We start from the raw sequence: 22223 nt of genomic DNA on the forward strand, positions 1-22223 counted from the left end.
GAGCGTGAATTCCGGCTGTCCGTCAACCAGATCCATGATCTTGAGGTCGGGCGTCAGGTCGCGGGTCAAGGCGTCGTAAGCCTGCTTCGGGACGCCGCGCTTCGATGCAGCGGGATAGAGCCGCTGCAAGCAGCCCTCAAAATCGGCCGCAGCGGCCCGGATCGCATCGGACGTCATCAGCGGGTGACCCGATGCACCGGATTCTCCGCTCCAGTCCGGTCCAGTCGCCTGAGCAAAGGCGCGCCGGGCGTTGGCGCCTTGCGGCGGTTGGGGCGACGGCGCGGCAGCAGGCGCCGGCGAAATCGATGAGGTGAACGCGCCGCGATCGTCTGCTGCGCCGCCCGTGCACCCGATCAGGGTGACTGCGAGCGCGGCGACTGGCCACAATCTTGCCGAAGTTTCACACCGAACGGCCATCAACGCCTCACGCGACCCACCAAAGAGCCCTATGGGGAACGCATACGGTTGCCAGAGAATTAATGGGATTCAAAAATCCGTTGACGCCTTTCGCGCGCATCCGTTTCTTCAGACTCTGCGTGCTACCACCGCACCGTCTTTCACACTCTCCTCACGGTTTTCCCTCATGAAGCCTATCCGTAAAGCGATTTTCCCGGTGGCCGGGCTCGGCACCCGCTTTCTCCCGGCGACCAAGGCGATGCCGAAGGAGATGCTGACGGTGGTAGACCGCCCGCTGATCCAGCACGTCGTCGACGAGGCGCGCGAAGCCGGCATCGAGCACCTGATCTTCGTCACCGGCCGCAACAAGTCGGTGATCGAGGACCATTTCGACCGGCAATTCGAGCTGGAGGTGACGCTCAAGGAGCGCCACAAGAAGAGCGAGCTGAAGCTGCTCGCCGACGACACACCAAGCGCCGGCACCACGAGCTTCACCCGCCAGCAATCGCCGCTCGGGCTCGGCCACGCGGTCTGGTGCGCACGCGAGCTGGTCGGCAATGAGCCGTTCGCTGTCGTGCTTCCGGACGTGCTCGTACAGAACGAGCCTGGATGCCTCGCGCAGATGGTCGCCGCCTACAACAAGCAGAAAGCCAAGGCCAATATCATCGCCGTCGAGGAGGTGCCCGCGGATCGTGTGCACATGTATGGCATCGTCGGCGTCGGCAAGGAGTCCGGCGATGCAATGCAGATCACCAAGATGGTCGAGAAGCCGAAGCGCGACGAGGCGCCGTCCAATCTTGCGATCACCGGGCGCTACATCCTGCAGCCGGAGATCTTTTCGATCCTGGAGAACCAGCAGACCGGAGCCGGGGGCGAAATCCAGCTGACTGACGCGATGATCGCACTGGCGAAGACCCAGCCATTCTATGCGGTGAAATTCGAAGGGCGCTCTTACGATTGCGGCTCAAAGCTGGGCTTCCTCACCGCCAATGTCGCCTATGCATTGAAGCGCAAGGATATCGCGCCCGAATTGCGCGCAGAGTTGAAGCAATTGCTGGGCTGAACCGCCCGGGCACAAATCGCCGGCGGATCCTATCGCTGCAGGCGCAGCCCGACCGTGAAGATATTGGCTGTGTAGTCCTGACCCACAAAGGTCGACTTCAGCCAATCGCGCCTTGCTTCGGCACGGAGATGGACTTCGCGGGTCATCTTGTAAACGAGACCTGTTGCGATGCGATAACGCTGGTCTTCGCGGAGCGAGCCTTCGTAATTGTCGGTGCCGTAACCGAGCGTCAGGTTTCCGATCAGCCAGCGCCGGAACGCATGATCGATCTGCACGCCGTAATCCTGCCGCAGGGAACCAGCGACACCCGGCAGAACGGATTCGTCGACACTGGTCTTTGCGTAGATCTTCAGCGTGGTCAGCGGGGTCGCGTAATAGGTGAGCTTCGCGTCGATCAGGGGCGCATGAAGAGTCGGGAAAACGTCGCTGGCGTAGCGACGCTCCAGATATCCGATCGAGGCTTCGCCGACGAGATAGCGTGACAACTCGAATTCCGATCCGACCTTGATCGTGGAGCCGTCGGAATTTCGCGCGACGATCAGAGGATCGTTCTCCTGATCGTGACGGCGTTGATCCTGGCCGTATTCCACGAAAGGCTTGACGCCGGGCAGAAGTTCATAGGCTGCGCGTATCGTGGCGCCGTATTGCGTGTAGTTGCGGTCGCTGAAGCTGACGGTCTGGCCTGCGAAGGTTTCCCCGTCGCCATAGGCGGTTCGGTCGATCGTGCCCTTGAGGGTCAATTCGAGGCGATTGAAGGCATGGGTAATGCCAACGGTTGCGCCCGGCGTGATATAGAGCGGCGGCGTCGAGATATTCGACGGCAGATTGGGATCGCCCGGACTGTCGGCCTGCAGCCCGAACCGGCCTTCGACCTGAACCTTGGTCTGCTTGGTAATATCTATTCGCCCTTTGGCCTTCAGATCGAGATTGGGCTGACTGAGGTTTTCCTGCTCGTTGTACCAAATATAGCTGCCGCGCAGATCGGCGGTGAATTCGTGCCGCGACCAGTCCGATCTCACGCTCAGTTCAGGCGCAACCTTTTCGAACGGTGAGCCTGCCCCGTTCTGGCGCAGGCTCGGATCGCTGTTATAGCCGGCCGACAATTCAATGGCGGGCCGGTAGATGAGCGACCCGACATAGAAGCCGACCGGACCATACGGATCGTCTTCCACGAGGCGCTTGCGGATCGGACGCGCTGCGACGACACCAGTCGCGTCGAGGGGAATGGGCGCCGTATTGGTGGCGCGGCGTCTCTGTGCGGCCTGGCTCTCCTGCCGCTGGAAAGGCGCGGCGACCGTACGGTCAGGCGCTGTCGCTGCGATCGGCGGAAGATGCTCGGCCTCTGCTCGGGCGCGCTTTTGCGCGGCCTCCCTGGCCTTGCGCCGGACCCTTGCATTGGTCCCGTCGAAGCCGGTCACACCGGCCGCGCTGGTGGCGGGTCTGGTCGTCTCGCCCGGCCGGACCGGTTCTCCGGGTTTGCGAAATTGCTGCGTTCGGTCGGAATCGAAATGCGGATCGAACAGGGTCGGCGTCGACGGGTCTCTCGGCTGCAGCTGCTGCGCAACGGCCGGCCCGGTCGCGCAGAGACCGGCCAGGCTCCACACCAGAAAAGGGATGAGGCTGCGCGCCACCCGTTAGCTCCTGCCGCGCCCGCATCGCATGCGTCCGCGCCGGCGCATGCAAATGAGAGCGGCCGGCCTTGCGGCCGGCGAAAATGGTTAACGGAGTTAAAAGCGATATGGTTAACGGGGGGTTAGGAAACCCAGCCCTTGAGTTCCCGCAGCACCACGGTGCGGATCACGTCCATGCCCTGCTCGCTGTCGTTCAGGCATGGGATCGCGGCGAAATTCTCGCCGCCATTGGCCTTGAAGATATCGCCATTCTCGACCGCGATCTCTTCCAGCGTCTCCAGACAATCCGCCGAGAAGCCCGGCGTGACGATCGCAAGGTTCCTGACGCCCTGTTTCGCCAACGCTTCGACGGTCTTGTCGGTGTAGGGCTTGATCCACTCCGCCGTGCCGAAGCGCGACTGGAAGGTCATGCGCAATTGCGCCTCGTTGTATCCGAGCGCCTCGCGGAGGAGGCGCGTCGTCTTCGCGCAGTGACAATAATAGGGATCGCCCTTGTCGAAATAGTCCTGCGGGATGCCGTGGAAAGACGCGAGGATCACCTCCGGCGTGAAGGGCAATTTCGCCAGCGTTTCGCGCATCGATGACGTGAGCGCAGCGATATAGGCCGGGTCGTCGTGATAGGGCGGCGCCACCCGCAGCGTCGGCTGCCAGCGTAGTGTCATCAGATGCCGGAACGCCGCGTCGCAGGCCGTCGCCGTGGTCGCCGCGGCATATTGCGGATAGAGCGGCACATAGAGAATGCGGTCGCAGCCCTTGGCCATCAGTGCGTCGATCGCCGAACCCACGGATGGATTGCCGTAGCGCATGCCCCATTCGACCTCGATCCGCCCGTCGATGCCGGCAAGGTATCCGGCCAGCTTCTGCGCCTGGTTTCGCGTGATCGTCTTCAGCGGCGATTCGTTCAGTTCGCGATTCCAGATCGAATCGTAGTCGCGCCCCTTGCTGGCCGGCCGGCGCGTCAGGATGATGAGATTGAAGACCAGCTTCCAGATCAGCGAATTGTCTTCGATGACGCGCTTGTCGGACAGGAATTCCTTAAGATAGCGCCGCATCGAGGAATAGTCCGTCGCATCCGGGGTCCCGAGATTGGCGATCAGAACCCCGATCTTTCCGGATTTGACCGGCGGATGGTGCGGGGGCCGGTGCGGACCCGCGACGGCGTCTGGCGATGCGTCGGTCATGCCGGCATGCTAAGCCACAGCTTCACGCCGGAAATCAATGACGAAAATGACCATCACCCGCCGTTTGCTGCTGCTCGGTTCCTCGGCCCTCGCCCTCATCGCCGGCCTTCCGCGGCCATCCTTCGCTCAAGGGACGCGCGCCCGCGTCACATTCGTCCTCGTCAGCGACATCTACCTGATGAGCGACCAGCCGGCGCCGGACGGCCAGTTGCGCGGCGGATATGCGCGGCTTGCGTCCGTCGTGAAGGCAGAACGGGCCAAAGGCGGCAACGTGCTGTTCATCCATGCCGGCGATGCCCTGTCGCCCTCGCTGATGTCGAGCCTCGATCAGGGCGAGCATGTCATGACGCTGACCAACATGCTGAAGCCGGACATTTTCGTTCCGGGGAACCACGAATTCGACTTCGGCAAGGAGATGTTCTTCAAGCGCATGAGCGAGGCGAAATTCCCGCTCTATGCCGCAAACATCATGACTCCCGAAGGCAAGCTCATCCCCGGTTTCAAGGAGCGCACCATCATCGAGATGAGCGGCATCCGCATCGGCATCGCGGCAGCGACCGACGAGGACGCCGTCGTGCTCTCCAGTCCCGGCGATCTGAAATTTCCGCGGGCCATTGACACGATCGAGAAGCAGGCAGCGGAACTGCGCAAGGAAGGCGCCGATGTGGTGGTCGCCGTCGTTCATACCGACCGCGCCAAGGACGAGGCGATGATCCGGACCCGCGCGGCCGACATCATCCTGAGCGGCCACGATCACGACCTCTGGATCGATTACGACGGTCGCACGGCCGCTGCCGAATCGAGCTACGATGCGCATTTCGTGACCTGCGTGGACATCACCTTTACGACGCGGACCAGCAGCGAGGGAAAGCGCGAGGTCACCTGGTATCCGGAATTCCGCCCCATCGACACGCGCAACGTCGTCCCCGATCCGGAGATTGCCGCGATCGTGCAGCAATACGAAAACAAGCTGTCGAAGCAGCTCGATGTTGCGGTCGCCACGACGGCGGTCGAACTGGACAGCCGCAACGCCACAGTCCGCACCCAGGAAGCGGCCATCGGCAATCTGGTCGCCGATTCGATGCGCGTGGAGACCGGCGCGGAGATCGCGATCACCAATGGCGGCGGCATCCGCGGCGGACGCGTCTATCAGCCCGGCTCCACCCTCACACGGCGCGACCTGATGGGGGAATTGCCGTTCCGCAACACGCTCGCCGTGCTGCAAATTTCCGGCCGCGCGATCCGCGCCGGGCTCGAAAACGGGTTCAGCCTGTTGCCCGTTGCAGGCGGTCGCTTTCCGCAGGTGTCCGGCCTGAAGATCGTGGTCGATGCATCGCGTCCGGCCGGCCAACGCCTCGTCTCGGTGATGGCGGACGACAAGCCCCTCGAGGACACGCGGATCTACAAGCTCGTGACCAACGATTTTCTGGCGCGCGGCGGCGACGGCTATGAATCCTTCAATAACGTCACAGAGGTGGTCCCGCCGCATGACGGCCCGTTGATGATCAATGAGCTCATCGACTACCTCGAGAAGATCAAAACGGTGCGCACCGGCATCGAAGGGCGGATCGTGTTCAAGTCATAGCGTCAAATTTTGCCCCCCTGACGGCGCCGCAATTTCGGCTTAACCTTGCGGGCATGAACGCCCCGCAGACCAGCCAGACGTTGTTCGACGCCCTGCGCAAGTCCGCCGACGCGACCGTTGCCGAGACCATCGAGACGCTCATTCGCGACGGCGAGGACCGCTCGCTGTGCCGCATCAACCCGCTGAAGATCGCCGCCGATCATGGGCTCGATGAGGAAAAGGTCATCAGCGGCTTTCTCCATGCCGCTCGGCTCGGCCTGTTCGAACTCAGCTGGAACGTGCTGTGCCCGGGCTGCGGCGGGGTGCTCGATGCCACCCACTCGCTCAAGTCCGTGCGCAAGGACAGCTACAATTGTGCGCTCTGCGCCTGCGGCTATGAGCCGACGCTGGATGAAATGGTCGAGGTTACCTTCACCGTCAGCCCGACAGTCCGGCGCATCGCGGCCCACGATCCGCACGCTCTGCCGCTGGTGGAATATTTCCGGCAGATCTTCTGGGGCTCGGGAGTCGAGCTTCCGGACACGGACGCCCTTCATCAGGCGATCGAGGATATCACCCTCGACGCCATCGAGCTCGCGCCCGCCGAAAAGGCCGTGATGTCGCTGCAGCTGCCGGCGGAATTCGTGATCGTGTTCGAGCCGGTGACCCACGCGGCGCACTTCCTCGATGTGAAGGGCGAGCCGACGCGCGAGCGGCAAAGTCTCGGGATGGTCTTCAGCAAGGCGCAGGCCCCGACCGGCACCACCGAGATGCGGCCCGGTCCGTTGCGGGTGTCGTTCGAGAACCGAACCGACTTGCGCACGCTGCCGTCGGTCTGGATCGCGGGCGACAGGCTGCACGACCTGCTCGGACGGCGCCGCCCGTTCCTGACCGCCAAACGCCTGCTCACCAACCAGACCTTCCGCGACATCTACCGTGCCGACACGCTTGACGTCGATCAGGGCCTGAAGATCACCAGCCTGACCTTCCTGTTCACGGACCTCAAGGGTTCGACCGCCCTTTACGACCGCGTCGGCGATCTCGCGGCCTATGATCTCGTGCGCCAGCATTTCCGGGTGCTGAACGCCATCGTTGCGTCCGAGGCGGGCGCGGTCGTGAAGACAATCGGCGACGCCGTCATGGCGACCTTCCCGACCCCCGACCGGGCGCTCGCCGCGGCCTTGCGCATGCGGGACTCGGTGCGCGAGCTCAGGAAAGACCTGTTGATCAAGATCGGCATTCACGAAGGCCCCTGCCTTGCCGTGACTCTCAACGATCAGCTCGATTATTTCGGGCAGACCGTGAACATCGCAGCACGTGTGCAGGGACTTGCCGACGAGCGCGCGATCTTCGTCACCAAGCCCGTGGTGCAAAATCCGCAGGTTGCAAGGATCATCGAGCAGAACAGGCTCGTACCGACCGAGCAGCTCGCCTCGCTGCGCGGCGTCAGCGACAAGATGACGGTCTATCAGATTCCCTGAAAGCGCCGCCCGACGCCGCCTCTCACTCGCGGGAGAAGCGCGTTTACCGGCGCCGTGTCAGGCAACAGGAGCCCTTACGGCGCGAAGCGCAGGGTCATGCCGGCAACACCGGCGAAGACATTGAGCCCGACCGAGCCTTCGACGCTGAGCGGCTGAAGCGCAACCGAATTATTGGAGCCGCCATAGAGCACATTGGCTCCAGCGCCGACCACGACGGTCGCTCCGGCGGTGACCCCGCCATAATTCCCGGACAGGTCACCGAGACCGAGTTGCTGGGTCGGCGCGAAGACGGCCCAGGTCAGAGCGGAGACGGCGGTCGCGCCGACATCGACGCCCGCCCGCGACAGCGTCGCGCGATAGGGCTGGATCGGCCCGAAATCCGGCCGGAAGATGCAGCTCAACTCGGTGACGGACCCGATGATGAAGCCGACTGTACCCCCGCTGCGGCATTCGAGAATCCCGGCCTGCACCCCCTGCTGCGCGGAGGCCGGCGAAAGCTGTGCCGACGCCAGCATGAGCGCGGCGAGAAGCGATGTTCGGAGCATGGGGAGACCCTTGTAGCTGGTGAAACGTAGAACCGTTGCGGCTACTACGCGCCGAAAGTCCGGCCGAAATGAGTCCGCAAACCGGTCGGGAAACGATAAGTTGCCGGCGATACAAATTCGTTAAGCCGCTGCGGCGCCTCTAAGCGGCGCCGCGTTCAGGCTCGGTATCGCCCCCATGCCGGGGCCGATTGGCAGCCGCAGCCTATTTCAGATTGCCGCAGAAGCGCTGGATGCGCTTGCCGGCCTCTTCAAGGTCTTCAGTCTTGGTGGCGTAAGAAATCCGGAAGGCCGGGCCTGCGCCGAACGCCGAGCCATGCACCACGGCAACGCCCTCGCTCTCCAGCAATTCCGAGACGAAATCCTCGTCGGTGACGATCTTTTTGCCGGACGGTGCGGTCTTGCCGATGGTGCCAGCGCAGGACGGATAGACGTAGAAGGCGCCCTCCGGCTTCGGACATTGGATACCGTTCGCCTGATTGAGCATCGAGACGATCAGGTCACGCCGCTCCTTGAAGATCTTGTTGTGCCTGGCGATGAAATCCTGCGGTCCGGTCAGGGCCTCGACCGCGGCCCATTGCGCAACCGCCGACGGATTGGACGTCGACTGCGACTGCAGCATCGCCATCGCCTTCGTCAGATGCTCGGGCGCACCGGAATAGCCGATGCGCCAGCCGGTCATGCAATAGGCCTTGGACACGCCGTTCAGCGTCAGCGTGCGATCGTAAAGACCCGGTTCGACCTGTGCCGGCGTCGTGAACTTGAAGTCGTCATAGACCAGGTGCTCGTACATATCGTCGGTGAGCACCCAGACATGCTTGTGGTTCATCAGAACATCGGTCAGCGCCTTCACCTCGTCGCGCGTATAGGCGGCGCCGGTCGGGTTCGACGGCGAGTTGAAGATCAGCCACTTGGTCTTCGGCGTGATCGCCTTGTCGAGCTGTTCCGCGGTCAGTTTGAAGCCAGTCGCCATCGTCGTCACAACGGGCACCGGCGTACCGCCAAGCAAGGCGACGATTTCCGGGTAGCTGACCCAATAGGGCGCCGGGATGATCACCTCGTCGCCCGGATTGATGGTGGCCATCAGCGCGTTAAACAGCACCTGCTTGCCGCCGGTGCCGATGATGATCTGCGACGGCTTGTAGTCGAGCCCGTTCTCCCGCTTGAACTTGGCCGAAATCGCCGCCTTCAATTCCGGGATACCGTCCACCGCGGTGTATTTGGCGGCCTTGCCGGTTTCGATCGCCTTGATGCCGGCCGCCTTGATGTTGGCTGGCGTGTCGAAATCGGGCTCGCCGGCGCCGAGACCGATGACGTCACGGCCCGCGGCTTTCAGCGCGCGCGCCTTGTCGGTCACCGCAATGGTGGCGGACGGCTTGATGCGGGCGAGCGCGTCGGCGAGGAAGGCCATCGGAACCGGTCTCCTTGATTTTGAGGCAATGCCGTCAGGATTTCGGAGGCTTGGTAATGCCCATTTTGCTGCGCTGCAAGCAACAATCGGTGATGGATAGATGATCCGGGGGAATGGATCGATGCCCCTGGATGCATGAATGCCGATGGCCCCGCCAGCCTTGGCCAAGGGCCGCCAAGGCCCGCCGGGGCGACAGCGATGCATTGCAGCACCGATGGGGCCGTTCCGCATTGAAGCGAAAGCCCGAAAGACGAAACGATTATTTCGCTGCACCGCAATGTCACGCAACGAACGTCACTTTGTGATGGGATGCCCTATCGTAGCCTTGCAATGGCCGGGCTTTTCCAATTCTGTCGATTGCGCCATGCTGAATCGTGCGGGGACCACGGACCAAGGGCATTCACGACTCAGGTTACGGGAGCCATGGATGTACACGCTCTACTCGATGCAACGGTCGGGGAATTGTTACAAGGTGCGTCTCGCTCTGGCGCAGCTCGCACTCCCGCATACGCTGGTTGAGATCGATATTCTCAAGGGCGAAACCCATACGCCGGATTTCCTTGCCAAGAATCCGAGCGGCCAAATCCCGCTGCTTGAAATCGAGCCCGGCCGCTTCCTCCCTGAATCGAATGCCATCCTGTGGTTTCTTGCCGAGGGCTCGCATCTCGACGGCGAGACCCCGTTCGAGCGCGCGCAGGTGCTGCAATGGATGTTTTTCGAGCAGCACGCCATCGTGCCGAATATCGGTGCCGCCTATTTCTGGCTCTGCCTCGTCAAGGGCGGGCGTGAATTGCAGCAGCACGCGCTCGATGACTGGATGGAAGAGGGACAGCGCTCGCTCAACGTGCTCGACAAGCATCTGTCGAATAATCGCTTCGTCACGGGTGGACGCTACTCGATCGCCGACATCGCGCTGTATTCCTACACGCATCTCGCCGAGCAATGTGACTTCGACCTGCGTCCGTTTCCGGCGCTGCGTGACTGGCATGCGCGCGTTGCCGCAGAGCCGCTGCACATCGCGATGGATTATCGGCCGCAGACACTGCCCCTCGCCGCGGAGTGAAATCTTAACGCTTCGCTAACGGTTAAGGCCTATTAACCGTTTGTCATCAAATCGCCATGCGAGTTGACGGCTTGTGCCGTTTTCCGGCCGGAGCGCAGCCAGCATTCAGTACGATGTTGCCTCCGGGGCTGATTCGCTCGTTTGGAGCACGTGCCATGACTAGGAATCGGGTCGCGGGAATCGGATTCCAGCACCCTCTGCGCAATGCCCGGCCGCTGACCAAGCGCAAGCTGGCATTCGCTCATCTTTTGATGACCGCAGTCCTCGTGATCTGCATCATCGTCGCGGTCACCGCGGTCGCGATCGGCTCGGCACGCGCCGACACCCTTGCAGCGATCATCACAGCGGACGAAGGTGTCCTGCCGCTTGCGATCCTGCTCGGCTTGCTGTTCGCAGGCTTTGGCGCGATGACCGCGGCATTCACGCGTCGCCACTGATTTTCACCGCCATCGCAATCGCGTGATCGGAATGCTTGCGGCATTCCGGCACCCTTCCGGAACTGCAGGCGGTCGCCTACCGTTGCGTTGCGAGCGGATGCGGAGGCGGTCGAAATGCGAAGTGGTGCGATCGGTGCGGCGCTGGTGGTGGTGCTGGCATCAGGGCCGTTACAGGCCCAGCAGGTGTTCAAATCCGATCTCGGTGACATCCGCGTCGACACCGTAGTCTCCGGTCTGTCCCATCCATGGGCGCTCGCATTCCTTCCCGATGGCCGGATACTCGTCACCGAACGCCCCGGCCGCATGCGGGTCGCAACTCGCGACGGCAAGCTGTCGCCGCCGCTCGAAGGCGTGCCGAAATTGCTCGCGCAAAACCAGGGCGGCCTCCTCGACGTCATCCTCGATCGCGACTTCGCGCAGAACCGCACGATCTATTTCTGCTATTCCGACCCGGTCGACGGCGGCGCGCAGACCTCGCTCGCGCGCGCGAGACTCGAGCCCGGCGAAACGCAGCTCAGCAATGTGCAGCGGATCTTTCGCCAGGAAGGGCCGCCGTCCCGCGGATTGCATTTCGGCTGCCGCATCGCGCAGGCGCGCGACGGCAACCTGTTTCTGACCACCGGCGATCATTTCGTATACCCCGATCTTGCGCAGTCGCTCGACAATCATCTCGGCAAGATCATCCGCATCGCGCCCAATGGCTCGGTGCCCAAAGACAACCCGTTCGTCGGACGCGCCGGAGCCAAGCCTGAAATCTGGAGCTACGGTCATCGCAACAGCCAGGGCGCGCTCATCCATCCGGTCACCGGCAAATTGTGGATGCACGAGCATGGGCCGCAGGGCGGCGACGAGATCAACATTCCTGAACCCGGCAAGAATTGCGGCTGGCCGGTGATCGGCTACGGCGTCAATTACGGTGGGGCGAAGATCCACGAGAGTACGCACAAGCCCGACATGGAGCAGCCGATCCGGCAATGGACGCCGGTGATCGCGCCCTCGGGCTTTACGATCTACACAGGCGATCTGTTTCCACAATGGAAGGGCAATGCCTTCATCGGCGGCCTGCGCACGCAGATCCTGGTGCGGCTCGAACTCGATGGCGAGACAGTCACGCGCGAGGAGCGCCTGCTTCGTCAGCTCGGCCAGCGCATCCGCGACGTGCGCACGGGGCCTGACGGGGCGCTGTGGCTCGTCACCGACGACAGCAATGGCAAGATCCTGCGGCTTTCGCCGGCCAAATGATGGCGCGCGAAGCGATCACCATTTCTGAAACACGAAGAAGGCGCCGACAGCGATGAAGGCGAAGCCGACCGCGTAATTCCAGGTGAATGGCTCCTTGAGATAGACGACCGAGAAGCCTGCAAACACCAGGAGCGTAATCACCTCCTGAATCGTCTTCAGTTGCGCCGTCGTATAGACCGCGCTGCCCCACCGGTTGGCCGGCACGGCCATGCAATACTCGATGAAGGCGATGCCCCAGGACACCACGATCACGAGCAGCAGCGGCTGTTCCTTGAAACGCAGGTGACCATACCAGGCGAATGTCATGAAGATGTTGGAGCCGAGCAAGAGGAGGATCGGCAACAGAAGTGGGGATGTAAGTGTCATGCGGCGACCGGATGGCGTTGAGAGACCATCGCTTCTAGCACTGTGGCGCAATGCGTGTGAGTGCAGTGCGCAACTGATGCGAAAATCATCTGGGCAGCCGCCGCAGACCGGTCGCATTTCCGTGCCCTACCGGTTAGGCTCGGCCGTCCCGGAGGTTCAAGATGCGCCACGCGATCTCACGTCACGCAACCACCCTCGCCATTGCTTTTCTCATCGCCGCGCCGTTCGGCGCGCAGGCTCAGCAGAAGCAGCCGCCGCAGAAGGGGCCGCCCCCTGTCGCTCCGGCCAAGCCGTACACCCCGATCACCGTGAAGATTCCGGGTCCGGTCAACGACCCGAGCTTTGAAGCTTTCCGCAAACAGCTCGGCGAAGTCGCCGCCAAGAAGGACCGCGCCGCCCTGAGCAAGATGGTCGTGCCGCAGGGCTTCTTCTGGGACGGCGAAAAGGGCGACCAGGCTGACAAGAAGAAATCGGGCATCGACAATCTCTCGACCGCGATCGGCCTCGCCGGCAAGCAGCCGGTCGGCTGGGACATGCTACAGGGCTACGCCTTCGACCCGACCGGGACGCCCTATCCGGGCAAGCAGGGTGTGATCTGCGCACCGGCCGATCCGGAATTCGACGAGAAGCAGCTTGAAGAGGTGGTCAAGGCGACTGGCACCGATCCGGGCGATTACGCCTATCCGCTGGAAGCTGGGGTCGAGGTTCGCAGCGCGCCGCGGGCCAATGCCCCGGTCACCGAGAAACTGAACCCGGTGCTGATCCGCATCATGCCGGACCCGAAACAGCCGCAGCCGGCACAGAACGAGGTCCCGCTGGTCCGGGTCGTCACCCCGTCCGGCAAGGTCGGGTATGTCTCGGCCGATGCGCTGTCCCCGCTCGGCAATGACCAGCTCTGCTACGTCAAGGATGCCGGCGGCTGGAAGATCACGGGCTTCGTCGGCGCCGGCCCCGGACAGCAGCAATAGGCGCTTTTGGGAGCCATTTTAAGCGGTCGCCAGGGCGTCGGTCGATGCCCTGGCCCGAAAATGCAGCAATATCATACCGTTGGGCACGGATCGGAGGCGCCGAAAGCGGGTTCCCGCGCATATTGAATTTTGCCACATATTTGGGTCAGAGTTACCTTAATGTCGTCATGGGGAGCCGGATTTCCGACATGAACTGGATGCGTTTGCTGGCCTGCGCCGGCGTGATGGTGGTGTGCGCAATGCCTGCTCCGGTGATCGGCCAGGGTGCTGGTCAGGTGCCGGCACCGACAATTCGCGATCGCGATCCCGGAAGCGATAGCAACGATGGTTTCGTCCTGCCTTATGAATACAGGCGGCAGGCCGTGTTCTATCGCACGCACGAAGCGCCGGGCACGATCATCGTCAACACCAACGATCGCTTCCTGTATCTCGTGCAGGGCGGCAACCGCGCCATCCGCTACGGCGTCGGCGTCGGTCGCGACGGATTCCGCTGGGGCGGCGTGCATACCATCACGCGCAAGCAGGAATGGCCCGACTGGACACCTCCGCCGGAGATGATTCAGCGCCAGCCCTATCTGCCGCGTTTCATGGCGGGCGGGCCCGGCAATCCGATGGGCGCGCGTGCGCTCTATATCGGCTCGACGGCCTATCGCGTGCACGGCACCAATGCGCCGGAGACCATCGGTCACGCGGTGTCCTCAGGCTGTTTCCGGCTGGTGAACAGCGAGATCGAAGACCTTTACGAGCGCGTGCCGGTCGGCACCAAGATCGTGGTTCAGCATCGCTGACGCGCGACGTATTGAACGCTTGGACAATCGTACGGCCAGCATCTGCTGGCCGTATTTTTTTTGCGCGCGTGATCGCGCGATGATGCCGGGTGCTCGACGCCGCGTGCTTAAGGCAATCGATTCAATGCGAACGATTGCGTTGATGTCGCCCTTACCCTTGCGGCGGATCGGCCTTATCGCGGCCGCAGCTCTTAAGCTGCCTTAAGCGGTGCATCGGTATGAGGATGCCGCATCAAACGGTCTTCCCTCCGCACTTCCATGCTCACCAATCCCATGACATACGTCCTGCCGCGATCTTTCTTTCGCTCGCAACAGCAATCCCGCCGCGACTGGCTCCTCGCACGAAAGCTCGCGCTGTTCGTTCTCGGCGGCGCTCTGCTGGCGAGCATGCTGCTGACGGCGCATGCGATCCACACGGGCGGCACGTCCTCGTCGCATGACGACGAGATTGCCGCTCTCGAGGGCGACGTCGCGACCGACGGCCGCGCCGCACTCCATGCCGGCGACGACGAAAGTATCCATGCGGAGTTGGCTCCCGTCGTGGTCGTCTCGCGGCTCAGCCCCGATTGCGCCGCGCATGCGCGCGACAAGTTGCTGGCGGGGCTGGCGCATTACTATCTCCAGCGCAGCCTGCGCCCCAACGCAACCTCCGAAGACGCCGCGGAGATTTCGGCGGGCACGGCGATCCTCGCAGGTCCTGGCGATCCCGCGGCCACGCCGGCGCCGTTCTCCTGCGCGGGCTGAATTTCCTGCGGGCGGCACACGTCCCTGCCCTGATGGCCACGCTCCCGACATGATGCGGATGTAGCTTCCGTCATCCGATCGTTCATATGTCGAGCAAGACAGGCGGCGCCTTGGCGCCGCCTTTTGCCGTGCCCGGGCGCCCGCATGTTCCAGTGGTTCGAAAAAGCGTTGCAGCCGACGGTGCTGCCTGACAATCCCGAGCCGCCGCCGACGCTGGGCGCCTTCTACTGGCATTTTGCGCGGCAGGCGAAAGGGCTGTTCGCCGCGCTGTTCGTCACCGGCTTCATCGTCGCGCTGCTGGACGTCACCATCCCGGTCTTCATCGGCCGCGTGGTGACCCTGGTGACGGCCAGCGACCCGGCGAAGCTGTTCGCGGACAGCTGGCACATTTTGCTGGGCATGGCTTTGGTGCTGGTCGTGCTGCGTCCGCTGGCGCTGACCGCCCAGAACATGGTCGCGAACCAGGCGATAGCGGCCAATGTCACCAACCTGATCCGCTGGCAGAGCCACTGGCACGTCGTGCGCCAGAGCTGGGCGTTCTTCCAGAACGATTTCGCCGGCCGCATCGCCAACAAGGTGATGCAGACGGGTCCCGCCATCCGCCAGAGCCTGGTCTCAATGATCACGGCGGTCTGGTACATCCTCGTCTACGGCACGAGCGCGATGCTGCTTCTCGCTTCCGCCGATCCGTGGCTCGCTCTGCCGATCCTCGTGTGGTTCGTCGGTTACGCGATCCTCTTGCGCATCTTCGTGCCGCGGATGCGCGACCGATCGGTCGAAGTGTCGGAAGCGCGCTCGATCATGACCGGGCGCATCGTCGACACCTACACCAATATCCTGACGCTGAAGCTGTTCGCCCGTGCGCGCGAGGAAGACGCCTATGTGCGCAACTCGGTCGAGACGCATACCGGATTGTTTCATGCTTCGCTGCGTCTCAATACCCTGTTCACGCTGACGCTTGCGACACTGAACGCTGCGATGGTGGTGACGGTCGCCGGGCTGTCGATCCTGCTCTGGACGCAAGGCGCGGTGAAGGTCGGCACTGTCGCGATGGCGCTGCCGCTCGCCTGGCAGATCGTCAATATGGCCGGCTGGGTCGCCTATCAGATCACCGACATCTTCGAGAATATCGGCGTGGTCCAGGAAGGCATGCGCGCGATCGCCCGCCCGCTGGGTCTACCCGACAAGCCCGGCGCCAGCGAACTGAAAGTCACCCGCGGCGCCATCGAATTTCAGCAGATCCGCTTCGGCTATGGCAGCGAGAAGGGGCTCATCGAGGATCTGTCGCTCTCGGTGAAGCCGGGAGAAAAGATTGGCCTCGTCGGCCGCTCCGGCGCGGGGAAATCGACGCTGGTCAACCTGCTGCTGCGCTTCTTCGAACTGGAGGATGGCCGCATCCTGATCGACGGTCAGGACATTGCGGAAGTGACGCAGGAATCCTTGCGCACCCAGATATCGGTCGTGACCCAGGACACGTCACTTCTGCACCGCTCGATCCGCGACAATATCCGCTATGGCCGGCCGTCGGCGACCGACGACGAGGTCGTCGCGGCCGCGAAGCTCGCCCAGGCTCATGACTTCGTCCTCGGGCTTGAGGACTGGCGTCACCGGCGCGGCTACGACGCGCAGGTCGGCGAGCGCGGCGTCAAATTGTCGGGCGGCCAGAGGCAACGCGTCGCCATCGCCCGGGTGATCCTGAAAAACGCGCCGATCCTGGTGCTCGACGAAGCGACTTCCGCGCTCGATTCGGAGGTGGAATCCGCGATCCAGTCCAGCCTCGACGAACTGATGAAGAACAAGACCGTGATCGCCATCGCGCACCGTCTGTCGACTATCGCGCGCATGGACCGCCTCGTCATCCTCGACAAAGGCCGCGTCGTCGAACAGGGCACGCATGACGAATTGCTGGCCGCCGACGGCCATTACGCCGCTTTGTGGCGCCGTCAGTCCGGCGGCTTCATCGACGCGCCCGATCTCGCGGCGGCGGAGTAGGCTGCAACCGCTGCGGCATACCTCTCGCCGTTTCCGTTGTGCTAGGCTTCTCCATCGTCACGCGAGGGGCACCATGCGCATTGTCATCCGGGCCGTTACAGCTTTTGCGATCGCTTTCATGTTGATCGCTTTCATGCCCCTGCGGGTACAGGCGCAAATCATCCGCGTTGCCCATGACGTCCGCTTCCCGCCCTTCGCCGAAGTGAAGGACGGCAAGTCGGAGGGTCTCGCCGTCGACATCCTGGATGCCGCGGCGCAACGCGCCGGCCTCACTGTCGTCTATGTGCCGGTGCCGTTCGCGGAGATTCAGAAGACGCTGGAGGATGGCCGCGCGGACGCGGTCTTTCCGCTCGCGATCAATCCGGAACGGCTCAAGAGCTTCGACTTCACTGCTCCGCTTGTTATCACGGGCGGCGCGTTGTTCGTGCGCGCGCCGCAGCCGACGCCCGACGGATTGAAAGCGCTCGCTGGCAAGGTCGTGGTCACACCGAAGACCGGACCGCTGGCAGGCTTCATCGCCAAGACCGCGCCGGACGTGAAGCTCGTAGTCAATGCCGATTACGACCAGAGCTTCGCTCAATTGCTGTCCGGCGAGGCCGATGCTGCGGCGCTCAACTTCCAGGTCGGGCGCAAACTCGCCGCGACCCTGCATGCCGGCAAGGTGACGTTGCCGGACAAGCTGTTTCTCGAATTGCCGCTCGCTGTAGCCGTGCGCAAGGGCCAGTCGGCCGACCTGATCGCGAAGCTCGACAGCGGACTCGCTGCCATTCGCGCGGACGGCACCTTGCAGCGCATCGACCGGCGCTGGGCATCCCAATAGACGGACACCCTACGCGACAACCTGCGCCGCGAAGCGCGCCGTCCCGGACGACGTGTCAGCTCACTTGCAAAGATCGCCCGCGATTTTGTCGCCGACAGCGATAAGTCCGGTCAGGACTCCCGCTGCGACCTGTCCATAGCCCGGTAACATCAGGACCAGGGTGGCCAGCGCCGTGAGTATGGGCTTCGCGGCAGGCCACACCTTGCAGAAGTCCTGCGGCATCCCCTTCGCGGCCGCCGCTGCGCGAAGCGGAGCGGGCTCAGGTATCTCGACTGCAAGGCTTCGATACGACGTCATGATGATTTCGGCAGCGCTTTTGGAGTCGATCGCCATCGGTCCCTCCCTCCGATATGACGCTAAGTTGCGCGTTTTATAATATACTCGTTTAAGTTGCAGTCAACACGCGCTGCTGCATCACAAGTTGAAGGACCCGGAAGCCCCTCTGGTCGCCTCGCAGCGCGAAATGCGCACTGCATGGACCGATCACCGTCCATGCGAGCGGGCCGGTTGCGCAGGCGGGGTTCATCCCGCATATAAAACCCATCCATCCGAGGTTGCGCGATTGCGCCCCGGATCACTCTCACAAGCTGAAGGTCCGAGCGCTGCCGTCCGCACGGCATCCGTGTTCTCAGGATTCGAACCCGGCGCTCCAACAAGGAGAACAACAATGGCGCGCAAACCGACGAAGCGGACCGAATTCGTCCTGTTCGACGTCATCTACGAGGACGGCAGCCAGCGCTCCAACCGCCGTGTCCCCGCCGACGAATTGGGCGGCCTCGAGGGCGACGCCCCCGCACGTCACATCATCGAGCAACAGGATCGCGAGATCGCGGAAAAATCCGGCCAGATCCCGCTGCGGATCAAGTCCATTCAACGGTCCGGCGCCAAGCTGCCGGAAAAGGAATGGAAGCGGCAGCGGGGTTGATCGGGCGGCAATTCGTTTCGCGTCCGGCCCGACAATCATCATTGGCATTTTCTTCTTCACCTCCCCCTTTCACGGGGAGGGCGTAGAATACCCCCATGTCCGACGATCGGTCCGACGACCCTGCCCCGCTGAGCCGCCGCACTGTCCTCGCGAGCACCGCTGCCGCCGTGTCAGCGCTGGCGACGCCGGCCCTTGCGCAAGGCGAGCCACGAAGCTTCGTCCTCGTCCACGGCGCATGGCATGGCGGCTGGTGCTGGCGCCGCGTGAGCGACCGGCTCGAACGCCGCGGCCACAAGGTCTATGCGCCATCGCTGACCGGGCTTGGCGACCGCTCGCATCTGATCGGCACACGGCCGACGGTCACTACCCATATCGAGGACATCGCCAATCTCATCCGCTTTGAGGATCTCGAGCGCGTTGTCCTGGTCGGCCATTCCTATGGCGGCATCGTCATCTCCGGTGTCGCGGAGAAGGTGCAGCGGCAGATCGCATCGATCGTGTTCCTCGATGCGTTCGTACCGCAGAACGGTGCGACCATCATGAGCCTGTCGCGGCAAGGATTGCGCGATGCCGTCAATGCCGCGATCAAGCGCGGCGAGCTTGGTATCCCTCCGGCGCGCGCGGCCTATTTCAACGTCAATGCAAAAGACCAAGCCTATGTCGATCGGAAATGCACGCCGCAACCGATCGGCACCTATGGCGATCCGGTCAAGCTCACAGGCGCGCGCGAAAGGATTGCGAAGAAGACCTATATCCGCGCGAAAGGCTACAATTCGGCGGGCTTTGACGCGATCGCCGCACGGCTGCGCGCCGATCCCGCATGGAATGTGCAAGACATGCCCTGCGGCCATGACGCGATGATCGACATGCCGGACCGCCTTGCCGAGCTTTTGCTCGCGTCGGCATAAGGGCGCATAGCGCCAGATACCAAATCGCTTCGATTTGAATCAAAAGCGCGCGGTCTGCCTAATCCGCTCTTGAGCACACGACGGCGCTTTCACTGCCGGGAGCGGCGACTCCGCAATCCAATTAAGACAAGCGCAACGCACCATCGCCCATAAGTTGCATCCATCGCTGGCACGGGTCCGGCGACAATGTGAGGCCTGCCCTGCGCAGCCAGTCCGCACCATGAAAATGATACACGAGATGCGCCAGCATCAGGCCTGGGAAGCGCAAAAGCGCTCCGGCCCGCTTCCGATCATTGTCGGCGCAGTCATTGCGTTCGGCATCGGCTTGCTCGGCATCAGCGGTGTCGTGCGCGCACCCAATCTCTTTCCGCCCAAGACGCAGATGGTCCCGGTCACGCCGCTCGATGCGCAAAAGCCGGCGGCATCTCCCGACTGCGAAGTCAGGTCGCCGAAGGCCGTCTGACGGCAACCGATTTATGCTGTCGCCAGTGCGGACCGCTGTAACAGCGTTCTCCCGCATCGTGGCAATTCAGAATACCATTTGCTTGAGATCGACGCTCCGGCGGGCCTAGCATGATGGCGCTGCGGTGCGTGCGCATCATGCCACGCATGAACTTTTCCGGGGCATCCCATGACATCTATCGCGCGACGCGACTTCCTCAAACATTCCTTCGCTGCAACCGCCTTCGCTGCGGTCGCAGGTGAATTCGCCTGCATCGAGTTTGCCAACGCTGCGCCGATCCAGGTGCCGACCGTGGACAAGCTGTCGCTGCGCGTGCTGATCGATTCCAGCCACGACATCTTCCTCAAACCGATGAAGATCGCCGGCATCACCAGCCAGCCGCCGGCCAAGGGCGGACGCGGCGCGACTTTCCGCGACATCCTGCACAATCAATGGGGCCTGTCGCTGTTCGCCACCTCGCAGCGCGGCAATGAAGAGCGCAACCTCTTCCTCGATTTCGGCTACAGCCCGGAGGCGCTGCTCAACAATATCGAGATCCTGAAAATCGAACCGTCCAAGGCCAATGCGCTGATCGTCAGCCACGGCCATTTCGATCATTATGGCGGCCTTCTGGGTTTCCTCGCCAAATTCCGCGACCAGCTCCCCGCAGACATCAAGCTCTATGCCGGCGGCGAGGATAATTTCTGCCAGCGCCTCACCGGTCCGCAAAACGCGTTGTCGGAATTCGGCGTCCTCGACCGGCGCGAACTCGCCGCGAAAAAGATCCCGGTCGTGCTCGCGGAAAGTCCGACGGTCGTCGCCGATCACGCCTTCACCACCGGCAAGATCAAGCGCACCAGCAAGGAGCGCGTGCTGCCGAACACCATGGTCCAGTTCGGCATCAAGGACGGGCTCGGCTGCAATGCCTCGCATTACGCGCCGGCCGAGCTTCAGGGAAAGATCGTGCCCGACGAACACATTCACGAGCACGCCACGGTCTACAACATCAAGGACAAGGGCCTCGTCGTCATCAGCTCGTGCGGCCATGTCGGCATCGTGAATTCCGCGCGGCAGGCGCAGGAAGTTTCCGGCATCAAGAAGATCCACGCGCTGGTCGGCGGCTTCCATCTCGGGCCGGCGCCGAAGGATTATCTCGAGCAGGTGGTCGGCGAGATCAAGGAGCTCGATCCCGACGCGATCATCCCGATGCATTGCAGCGGCACGAACTTCATCCAGACCGTCCAGACCCACCTGCCCGATCGCCTCGTGTTGTCGACGACCGGCAGCCAGCTCACCTTCGGGGCGTGATCCGGTCGAAAACGATAACAGGCGCATTCGCTGCTCTCGGCATCGTCATCCTTGCGGCGATGCCGTCTGCTACAGGCGCCGAGGACGACACCCGGCTCATCACCGCGGCCGAATCGATGGACGCGGTGATGTGGGGCCAGGGCACGATCGGCGGGCCGTTCGCACTCATCGATCATCACGGCAAGACGCGCACCGACGCCGATTTCCGCGGCAAGCTTCTGCTCGTCTATTTCGGCTTCACGCATTGCCCGGACATCTGCCCAAGCGACATGATGGCGATGGCCGGCGCGCTGACGGCGCTCGGGCCGCAGGCCAATCAGGTGCAGGGCCTGTTCATCTCGGTCGATCCGAAACGCGACACGCCCGAATTGCTCGCGGCCTATGTTGAGTCTTTCCACGACAACATCATCGGGCTGACCGGCGACGAGACCGCGATCCGCAGGGCCGCGCATGCCTACAAGGTGTATTTCAACAAGGTGCCCGGACGCGGCGAGGACGATTACGGTTTCGACCACTCGGCCTACATCTATCTCATGGGCCGCGACGGCAAGTTCATCGGCGTGTTTCCGCCATCCACGCCGGTGGACCGCATCGTGCGTGTGTTGCAGCCGCTCGTCGGGCCGTGAGTGGATATGTGAGCGGACGCTCTTTCGTCCGTTCGTCCCCGCGAAAGCGGGGACCAAGAGCCAAGATCACCTGGGTTCCCGCTTACGCGGGAACGAACGGAGTTCTAGTTATACGCTTTGCTCAATAAACGCGCGCCAGACGCAGCCTATCTGGGCCTCGTCCTGAGGAGCATTGCGATGCAATGCGTCTCGAAGGATGGGGCCGCCCTCTTCCTTCGAGATGGGCGCTTCGCGCCCTCCTCAGGATGAGGGCGGTGCAAGCACTCTACTCCACCACCCGATCCATATATCTCGCGCCGCCGATGTCGCAGGAATCGTGACGGCC

The 22223-nt window shown here is 62.9% G+C and carries 22 protein-coding genes and 1 pseudogene; 16 read left to right on the plus strand and 7 right to left on the minus strand.

The genetic code is table 11. From position 1 onward, the window contains the following. Positions 1 to 387 (minus strand): annotated as a pseudogene (locus VN004_RS03730) (lytic murein transglycosylase); the annotation flags it as partial. 196 nt (positions 388 to 583) lie between these two features. Here VN004_RS03730 and galU point away from each other — a divergent pair. Continuing rightward, positions 584 to 1459, plus strand: a complete 876-nt coding sequence (gene galU, locus VN004_RS03735) for a UTP--glucose-1-phosphate uridylyltransferase GalU (protein WP_325607156.1) — start codon at positions 584 to 586, stop codon at positions 1457 to 1459. Between the two features lie 29 nt (positions 1460 to 1488). On the opposite strand, the gene VN004_RS03740 is transcribed toward galU, so the two are convergent. Further along, entirely contained in the window at positions 1489 to 3090 is a 1602-nt protein-coding gene (locus tag VN004_RS03740) for an outer membrane beta-barrel protein (RefSeq protein ID WP_325607157.1), read from the minus strand. Positions 3091 to 3212: 122 nt separating this feature from the next. Then, positions 3213 to 4271 carry a ferrochelatase gene (gene hemH / locus VN004_RS03745; RefSeq protein WP_325607159.1) on the minus strand — a complete coding sequence of 353 codons (1059 nt, stop codon included), beginning with the start codon at positions 4269 to 4271 and terminating at the stop codon, positions 3213 to 3215. A 37-nt stretch (positions 4272 to 4308) separates the two neighbouring features. On the opposite strand from hemH, the gene VN004_RS03750 reads away from it, so the two are divergent. Continuing rightward, positions 4309 to 5856 (plus strand): bifunctional UDP-sugar hydrolase/5'-nucleotidase, encoded by a 1548-nt coding sequence (locus VN004_RS03750; RefSeq protein WP_325607161.1) that lies wholly within the window; start codon positions 4309 to 4311, stop codon positions 5854 to 5856. Between the two features lie 53 nt (positions 5857 to 5909). Then, on the plus strand, positions 5910 to 7316 hold the full coding sequence (locus tag VN004_RS03755; protein ID WP_325607163.1) for an adenylate/guanylate cyclase domain-containing protein: 1407 nt from the start codon (positions 5910 to 5912) through the stop codon (positions 7314 to 7316). A 74-nt stretch (positions 7317 to 7390) separates the two neighbouring features. Here VN004_RS03755 and VN004_RS03760 read toward each other — a convergent pair whose 3' ends face one another. Both VN004_RS03760 and VN004_RS03765 read right to left on the minus strand, forming a co-directional pair. After that, positions 7391 to 7861: a DUF992 domain-containing protein gene (locus VN004_RS03760; protein ID WP_325607165.1), complete on the minus strand. Its 471-nt coding sequence runs from the start codon at positions 7859 to 7861 to the stop codon at positions 7391 to 7393. A gap of 202 nt (positions 7862 to 8063) precedes the next feature. Beyond that, entirely contained in the window at positions 8064 to 9269 is a 1206-nt protein-coding gene (locus tag VN004_RS03765) for a pyridoxal phosphate-dependent aminotransferase (protein WP_325607167.1), read from the minus strand. Positions 9270 to 9696: 427 nt separating this feature from the next. Between VN004_RS03765 and VN004_RS03770 the strand changes: the two genes are divergently transcribed. From VN004_RS03770 to VN004_RS03780, 3 genes are all read left to right on the plus strand, one after another. Next, on the plus strand, positions 9697 to 10332 hold the full coding sequence (locus tag VN004_RS03770; RefSeq protein ID WP_325607169.1) for a glutathione S-transferase family protein: 636 nt from the start codon (positions 9697 to 9699) through the stop codon (positions 10330 to 10332). Between the two features lie 155 nt (positions 10333 to 10487). Further along, on the plus strand, positions 10488 to 10769 hold the full coding sequence (locus tag VN004_RS03775) for a hypothetical protein (protein ID WP_325607171.1): 282 nt from the start codon (positions 10488 to 10490) through the stop codon (positions 10767 to 10769). A gap of 114 nt (positions 10770 to 10883) precedes the next feature. Continuing rightward, complete coding sequence (locus VN004_RS03780) at positions 10884 to 12011, plus strand: PQQ-dependent sugar dehydrogenase (RefSeq protein ID WP_325607173.1); 1128 nt, start codon at positions 10884 to 10886, stop codon at positions 12009 to 12011. Between the two features lie 15 nt (positions 12012 to 12026). Here the strand turns inward: VN004_RS03780 and VN004_RS03785 are convergent, their stop codons facing one another. Then, positions 12027 to 12377, minus strand: a complete 351-nt coding sequence (locus VN004_RS03785; RefSeq protein ID WP_325607175.1) for a DMT family protein — start codon at positions 12375 to 12377, stop codon at positions 12027 to 12029. A gap of 161 nt (positions 12378 to 12538) precedes the next feature. On the opposite strand from VN004_RS03785, the gene VN004_RS03790 reads away from it, so the two are divergent. The 5 genes from VN004_RS03790 (at position 12539) to VN004_RS03810 (ending at position 17689) form a co-directional block, all read left to right on the plus strand. Further along, the gene (locus VN004_RS03790; protein WP_325607177.1) at positions 12539 to 13345 is read left to right on the plus strand and encodes a hypothetical protein; all 807 of its coding nucleotides are present in this window, start codon (positions 12539 to 12541) and stop codon (positions 13343 to 13345) included. Positions 13346 to 13533: 188 nt separating this feature from the next. Further along, positions 13534 to 14133 carry a L,D-transpeptidase gene (locus VN004_RS03795; RefSeq protein ID WP_325607179.1) on the plus strand — a complete coding sequence of 200 codons (600 nt, stop codon included), beginning with the start codon at positions 13534 to 13536 and terminating at the stop codon, positions 14131 to 14133. A 258-nt stretch (positions 14134 to 14391) separates the two neighbouring features. Beyond that, positions 14392 to 14877 (plus strand): hypothetical protein, encoded by a 486-nt coding sequence (locus VN004_RS03800; protein WP_325607181.1) that lies wholly within the window; start codon positions 14392 to 14394, stop codon positions 14875 to 14877. Between the two features lie 144 nt (positions 14878 to 15021). Continuing rightward, positions 15022 to 16869, plus strand: coding sequence for an ABC transporter ATP-binding protein (locus VN004_RS03805; RefSeq protein WP_325607183.1), 1848 nt, complete (start codon positions 15022 to 15024; stop codon positions 16867 to 16869). Between the two features lie 118 nt (positions 16870 to 16987). Beyond that, on the plus strand, positions 16988 to 17689 hold the full coding sequence (locus VN004_RS03810; protein ID WP_325607185.1) for a substrate-binding periplasmic protein: 702 nt from the start codon (positions 16988 to 16990) through the stop codon (positions 17687 to 17689). A 60-nt stretch (positions 17690 to 17749) separates the two neighbouring features. Here VN004_RS03810 and VN004_RS03815 read toward each other — a convergent pair whose 3' ends face one another. After that, entirely contained in the window at positions 17750 to 18022 is a 273-nt protein-coding gene (locus VN004_RS03815; RefSeq protein WP_325607187.1) for a hypothetical protein, read from the minus strand. Positions 18023 to 18356: 334 nt separating this feature from the next. Between VN004_RS03815 and VN004_RS03820 the strand changes: the two genes are divergently transcribed. The 5 genes from VN004_RS03820 (at position 18357) to VN004_RS03840 (ending at position 21898) form a co-directional block, all read left to right on the plus strand. Further along, positions 18357 to 18614 carry a hypothetical protein gene (locus VN004_RS03820; protein WP_325607189.1) on the plus strand — a complete coding sequence of 86 codons (258 nt, stop codon included), beginning with the start codon at positions 18357 to 18359 and terminating at the stop codon, positions 18612 to 18614. 95 nt (positions 18615 to 18709) lie between these two features. Beyond that, positions 18710 to 19522, plus strand: a complete 813-nt coding sequence (locus VN004_RS03825; RefSeq protein WP_325607191.1) for an alpha/beta fold hydrolase — start codon at positions 18710 to 18712, stop codon at positions 19520 to 19522. Between the two features lie 220 nt (positions 19523 to 19742). After that, positions 19743 to 19985 carry a hypothetical protein gene (locus VN004_RS03830; protein WP_325607193.1) on the plus strand — a complete coding sequence of 81 codons (243 nt, stop codon included), beginning with the start codon at positions 19743 to 19745 and terminating at the stop codon, positions 19983 to 19985. Between the two features lie 168 nt (positions 19986 to 20153). After that, the gene (locus tag VN004_RS03835) at positions 20154 to 21272 is read left to right on the plus strand and encodes an MBL fold metallo-hydrolase (protein ID WP_325607195.1); all 1119 of its coding nucleotides are present in this window, start codon (positions 20154 to 20156) and stop codon (positions 21270 to 21272) included. Positions 21273 to 21331: 59 nt separating this feature from the next. After that, positions 21332 to 21898 (plus strand): SCO family protein, encoded by a 567-nt coding sequence (locus VN004_RS03840; RefSeq protein ID WP_325607197.1) that lies wholly within the window; start codon positions 21332 to 21334, stop codon positions 21896 to 21898. Positions 21899 to 22223: the final 325 nt, after the last annotated feature.

This window comes from Pseudorhodoplanes sp., from assembly GCF_035565855.1.
Taxonomy (GTDB): Bacteria; Pseudomonadota; Alphaproteobacteria; order Rhizobiales; family Xanthobacteraceae; genus Pseudorhodoplanes.

What these genes read in the sequence shown, in the direction of transcription:
- galU (WP_325607156.1), top strand. Translation starts at nt 584, where the DNA reads ATGAAGCCTATCCGTAAAGCGATTTTCCCGGTGGCCGGGCTCGGCACC.
- hemH (WP_325607159.1), bottom strand. Translation starts at nt 4,271, where the DNA reads ATGACCGACGCATCGCCAGACGCCGTCGCGGGTCCGCACCGGCCCCCG.
- VN004_RS03750 (WP_325607161.1), top strand. Translation starts at nt 4,309, where the DNA reads ATGACGAAAATGACCATCACCCGCCGTTTGCTGCTGCTCGGTTCCTCG.
- VN004_RS03755 (WP_325607163.1), top strand. Translation starts at nt 5,910, where the DNA reads ATGAACGCCCCGCAGACCAGCCAGACGTTGTTCGACGCCCTGCGCAAG.
- VN004_RS03760 (WP_325607165.1), bottom strand. Translation starts at nt 7,861, where the DNA reads ATGCTCCGAACATCGCTTCTCGCCGCGCTCATGCTGGCGTCGGCACAG.
- VN004_RS03765 (WP_325607167.1), bottom strand. Translation starts at nt 9,269, where the DNA reads ATGGCCTTCCTCGCCGACGCGCTCGCCCGCATCAAGCCGTCCGCCACC.
- VN004_RS03770 (WP_325607169.1), top strand. Translation starts at nt 9,697, where the DNA reads ATGTACACGCTCTACTCGATGCAACGGTCGGGGAATTGTTACAAGGTG.
- VN004_RS03775 (WP_325607171.1), top strand. Translation starts at nt 10,488, where the DNA reads ATGACTAGGAATCGGGTCGCGGGAATCGGATTCCAGCACCCTCTGCGC.
- VN004_RS03780 (WP_325607173.1), top strand. Translation starts at nt 10,884, where the DNA reads ATGCGAAGTGGTGCGATCGGTGCGGCGCTGGTGGTGGTGCTGGCATCA.
- VN004_RS03785 (WP_325607175.1), bottom strand. Translation starts at nt 12,377, where the DNA reads ATGACACTTACATCCCCACTTCTGTTGCCGATCCTCCTCTTGCTCGGC.
- VN004_RS03790 (WP_325607177.1), top strand. Translation starts at nt 12,539, where the DNA reads ATGCGCCACGCGATCTCACGTCACGCAACCACCCTCGCCATTGCTTTT.
- VN004_RS03795 (WP_325607179.1), top strand. Translation starts at nt 13,534, where the DNA reads ATGAACTGGATGCGTTTGCTGGCCTGCGCCGGCGTGATGGTGGTGTGC.
- VN004_RS03800 (WP_325607181.1), top strand. Translation starts at nt 14,392, where the DNA reads ATGCTCACCAATCCCATGACATACGTCCTGCCGCGATCTTTCTTTCGC.
- VN004_RS03805 (WP_325607183.1), top strand. Translation starts at nt 15,022, where the DNA reads ATGTTCCAGTGGTTCGAAAAAGCGTTGCAGCCGACGGTGCTGCCTGAC.
- VN004_RS03810 (WP_325607185.1), top strand. Translation starts at nt 16,988, where the DNA reads ATGTTGATCGCTTTCATGCCCCTGCGGGTACAGGCGCAAATCATCCGC.
- VN004_RS03815 (WP_325607187.1), bottom strand. Translation starts at nt 18,022, where the DNA reads ATGGCGATCGACTCCAAAAGCGCTGCCGAAATCATCATGACGTCGTAT.
- VN004_RS03820 (WP_325607189.1), top strand. Translation starts at nt 18,357, where the DNA reads ATGGCGCGCAAACCGACGAAGCGGACCGAATTCGTCCTGTTCGACGTC.
- VN004_RS03825 (WP_325607191.1), top strand. Translation starts at nt 18,710, where the DNA reads ATGTCCGACGATCGGTCCGACGACCCTGCCCCGCTGAGCCGCCGCACT.
- VN004_RS03830 (WP_325607193.1), top strand. Translation starts at nt 19,743, where the DNA reads ATGAAAATGATACACGAGATGCGCCAGCATCAGGCCTGGGAAGCGCAA.
- VN004_RS03835 (WP_325607195.1), top strand. Translation starts at nt 20,154, where the DNA reads ATGACATCTATCGCGCGACGCGACTTCCTCAAACATTCCTTCGCTGCA.
- VN004_RS03840 (WP_325607197.1), top strand. Translation starts at nt 21,332, where the DNA reads ATGCCGTCTGCTACAGGCGCCGAGGACGACACCCGGCTCATCACCGCG.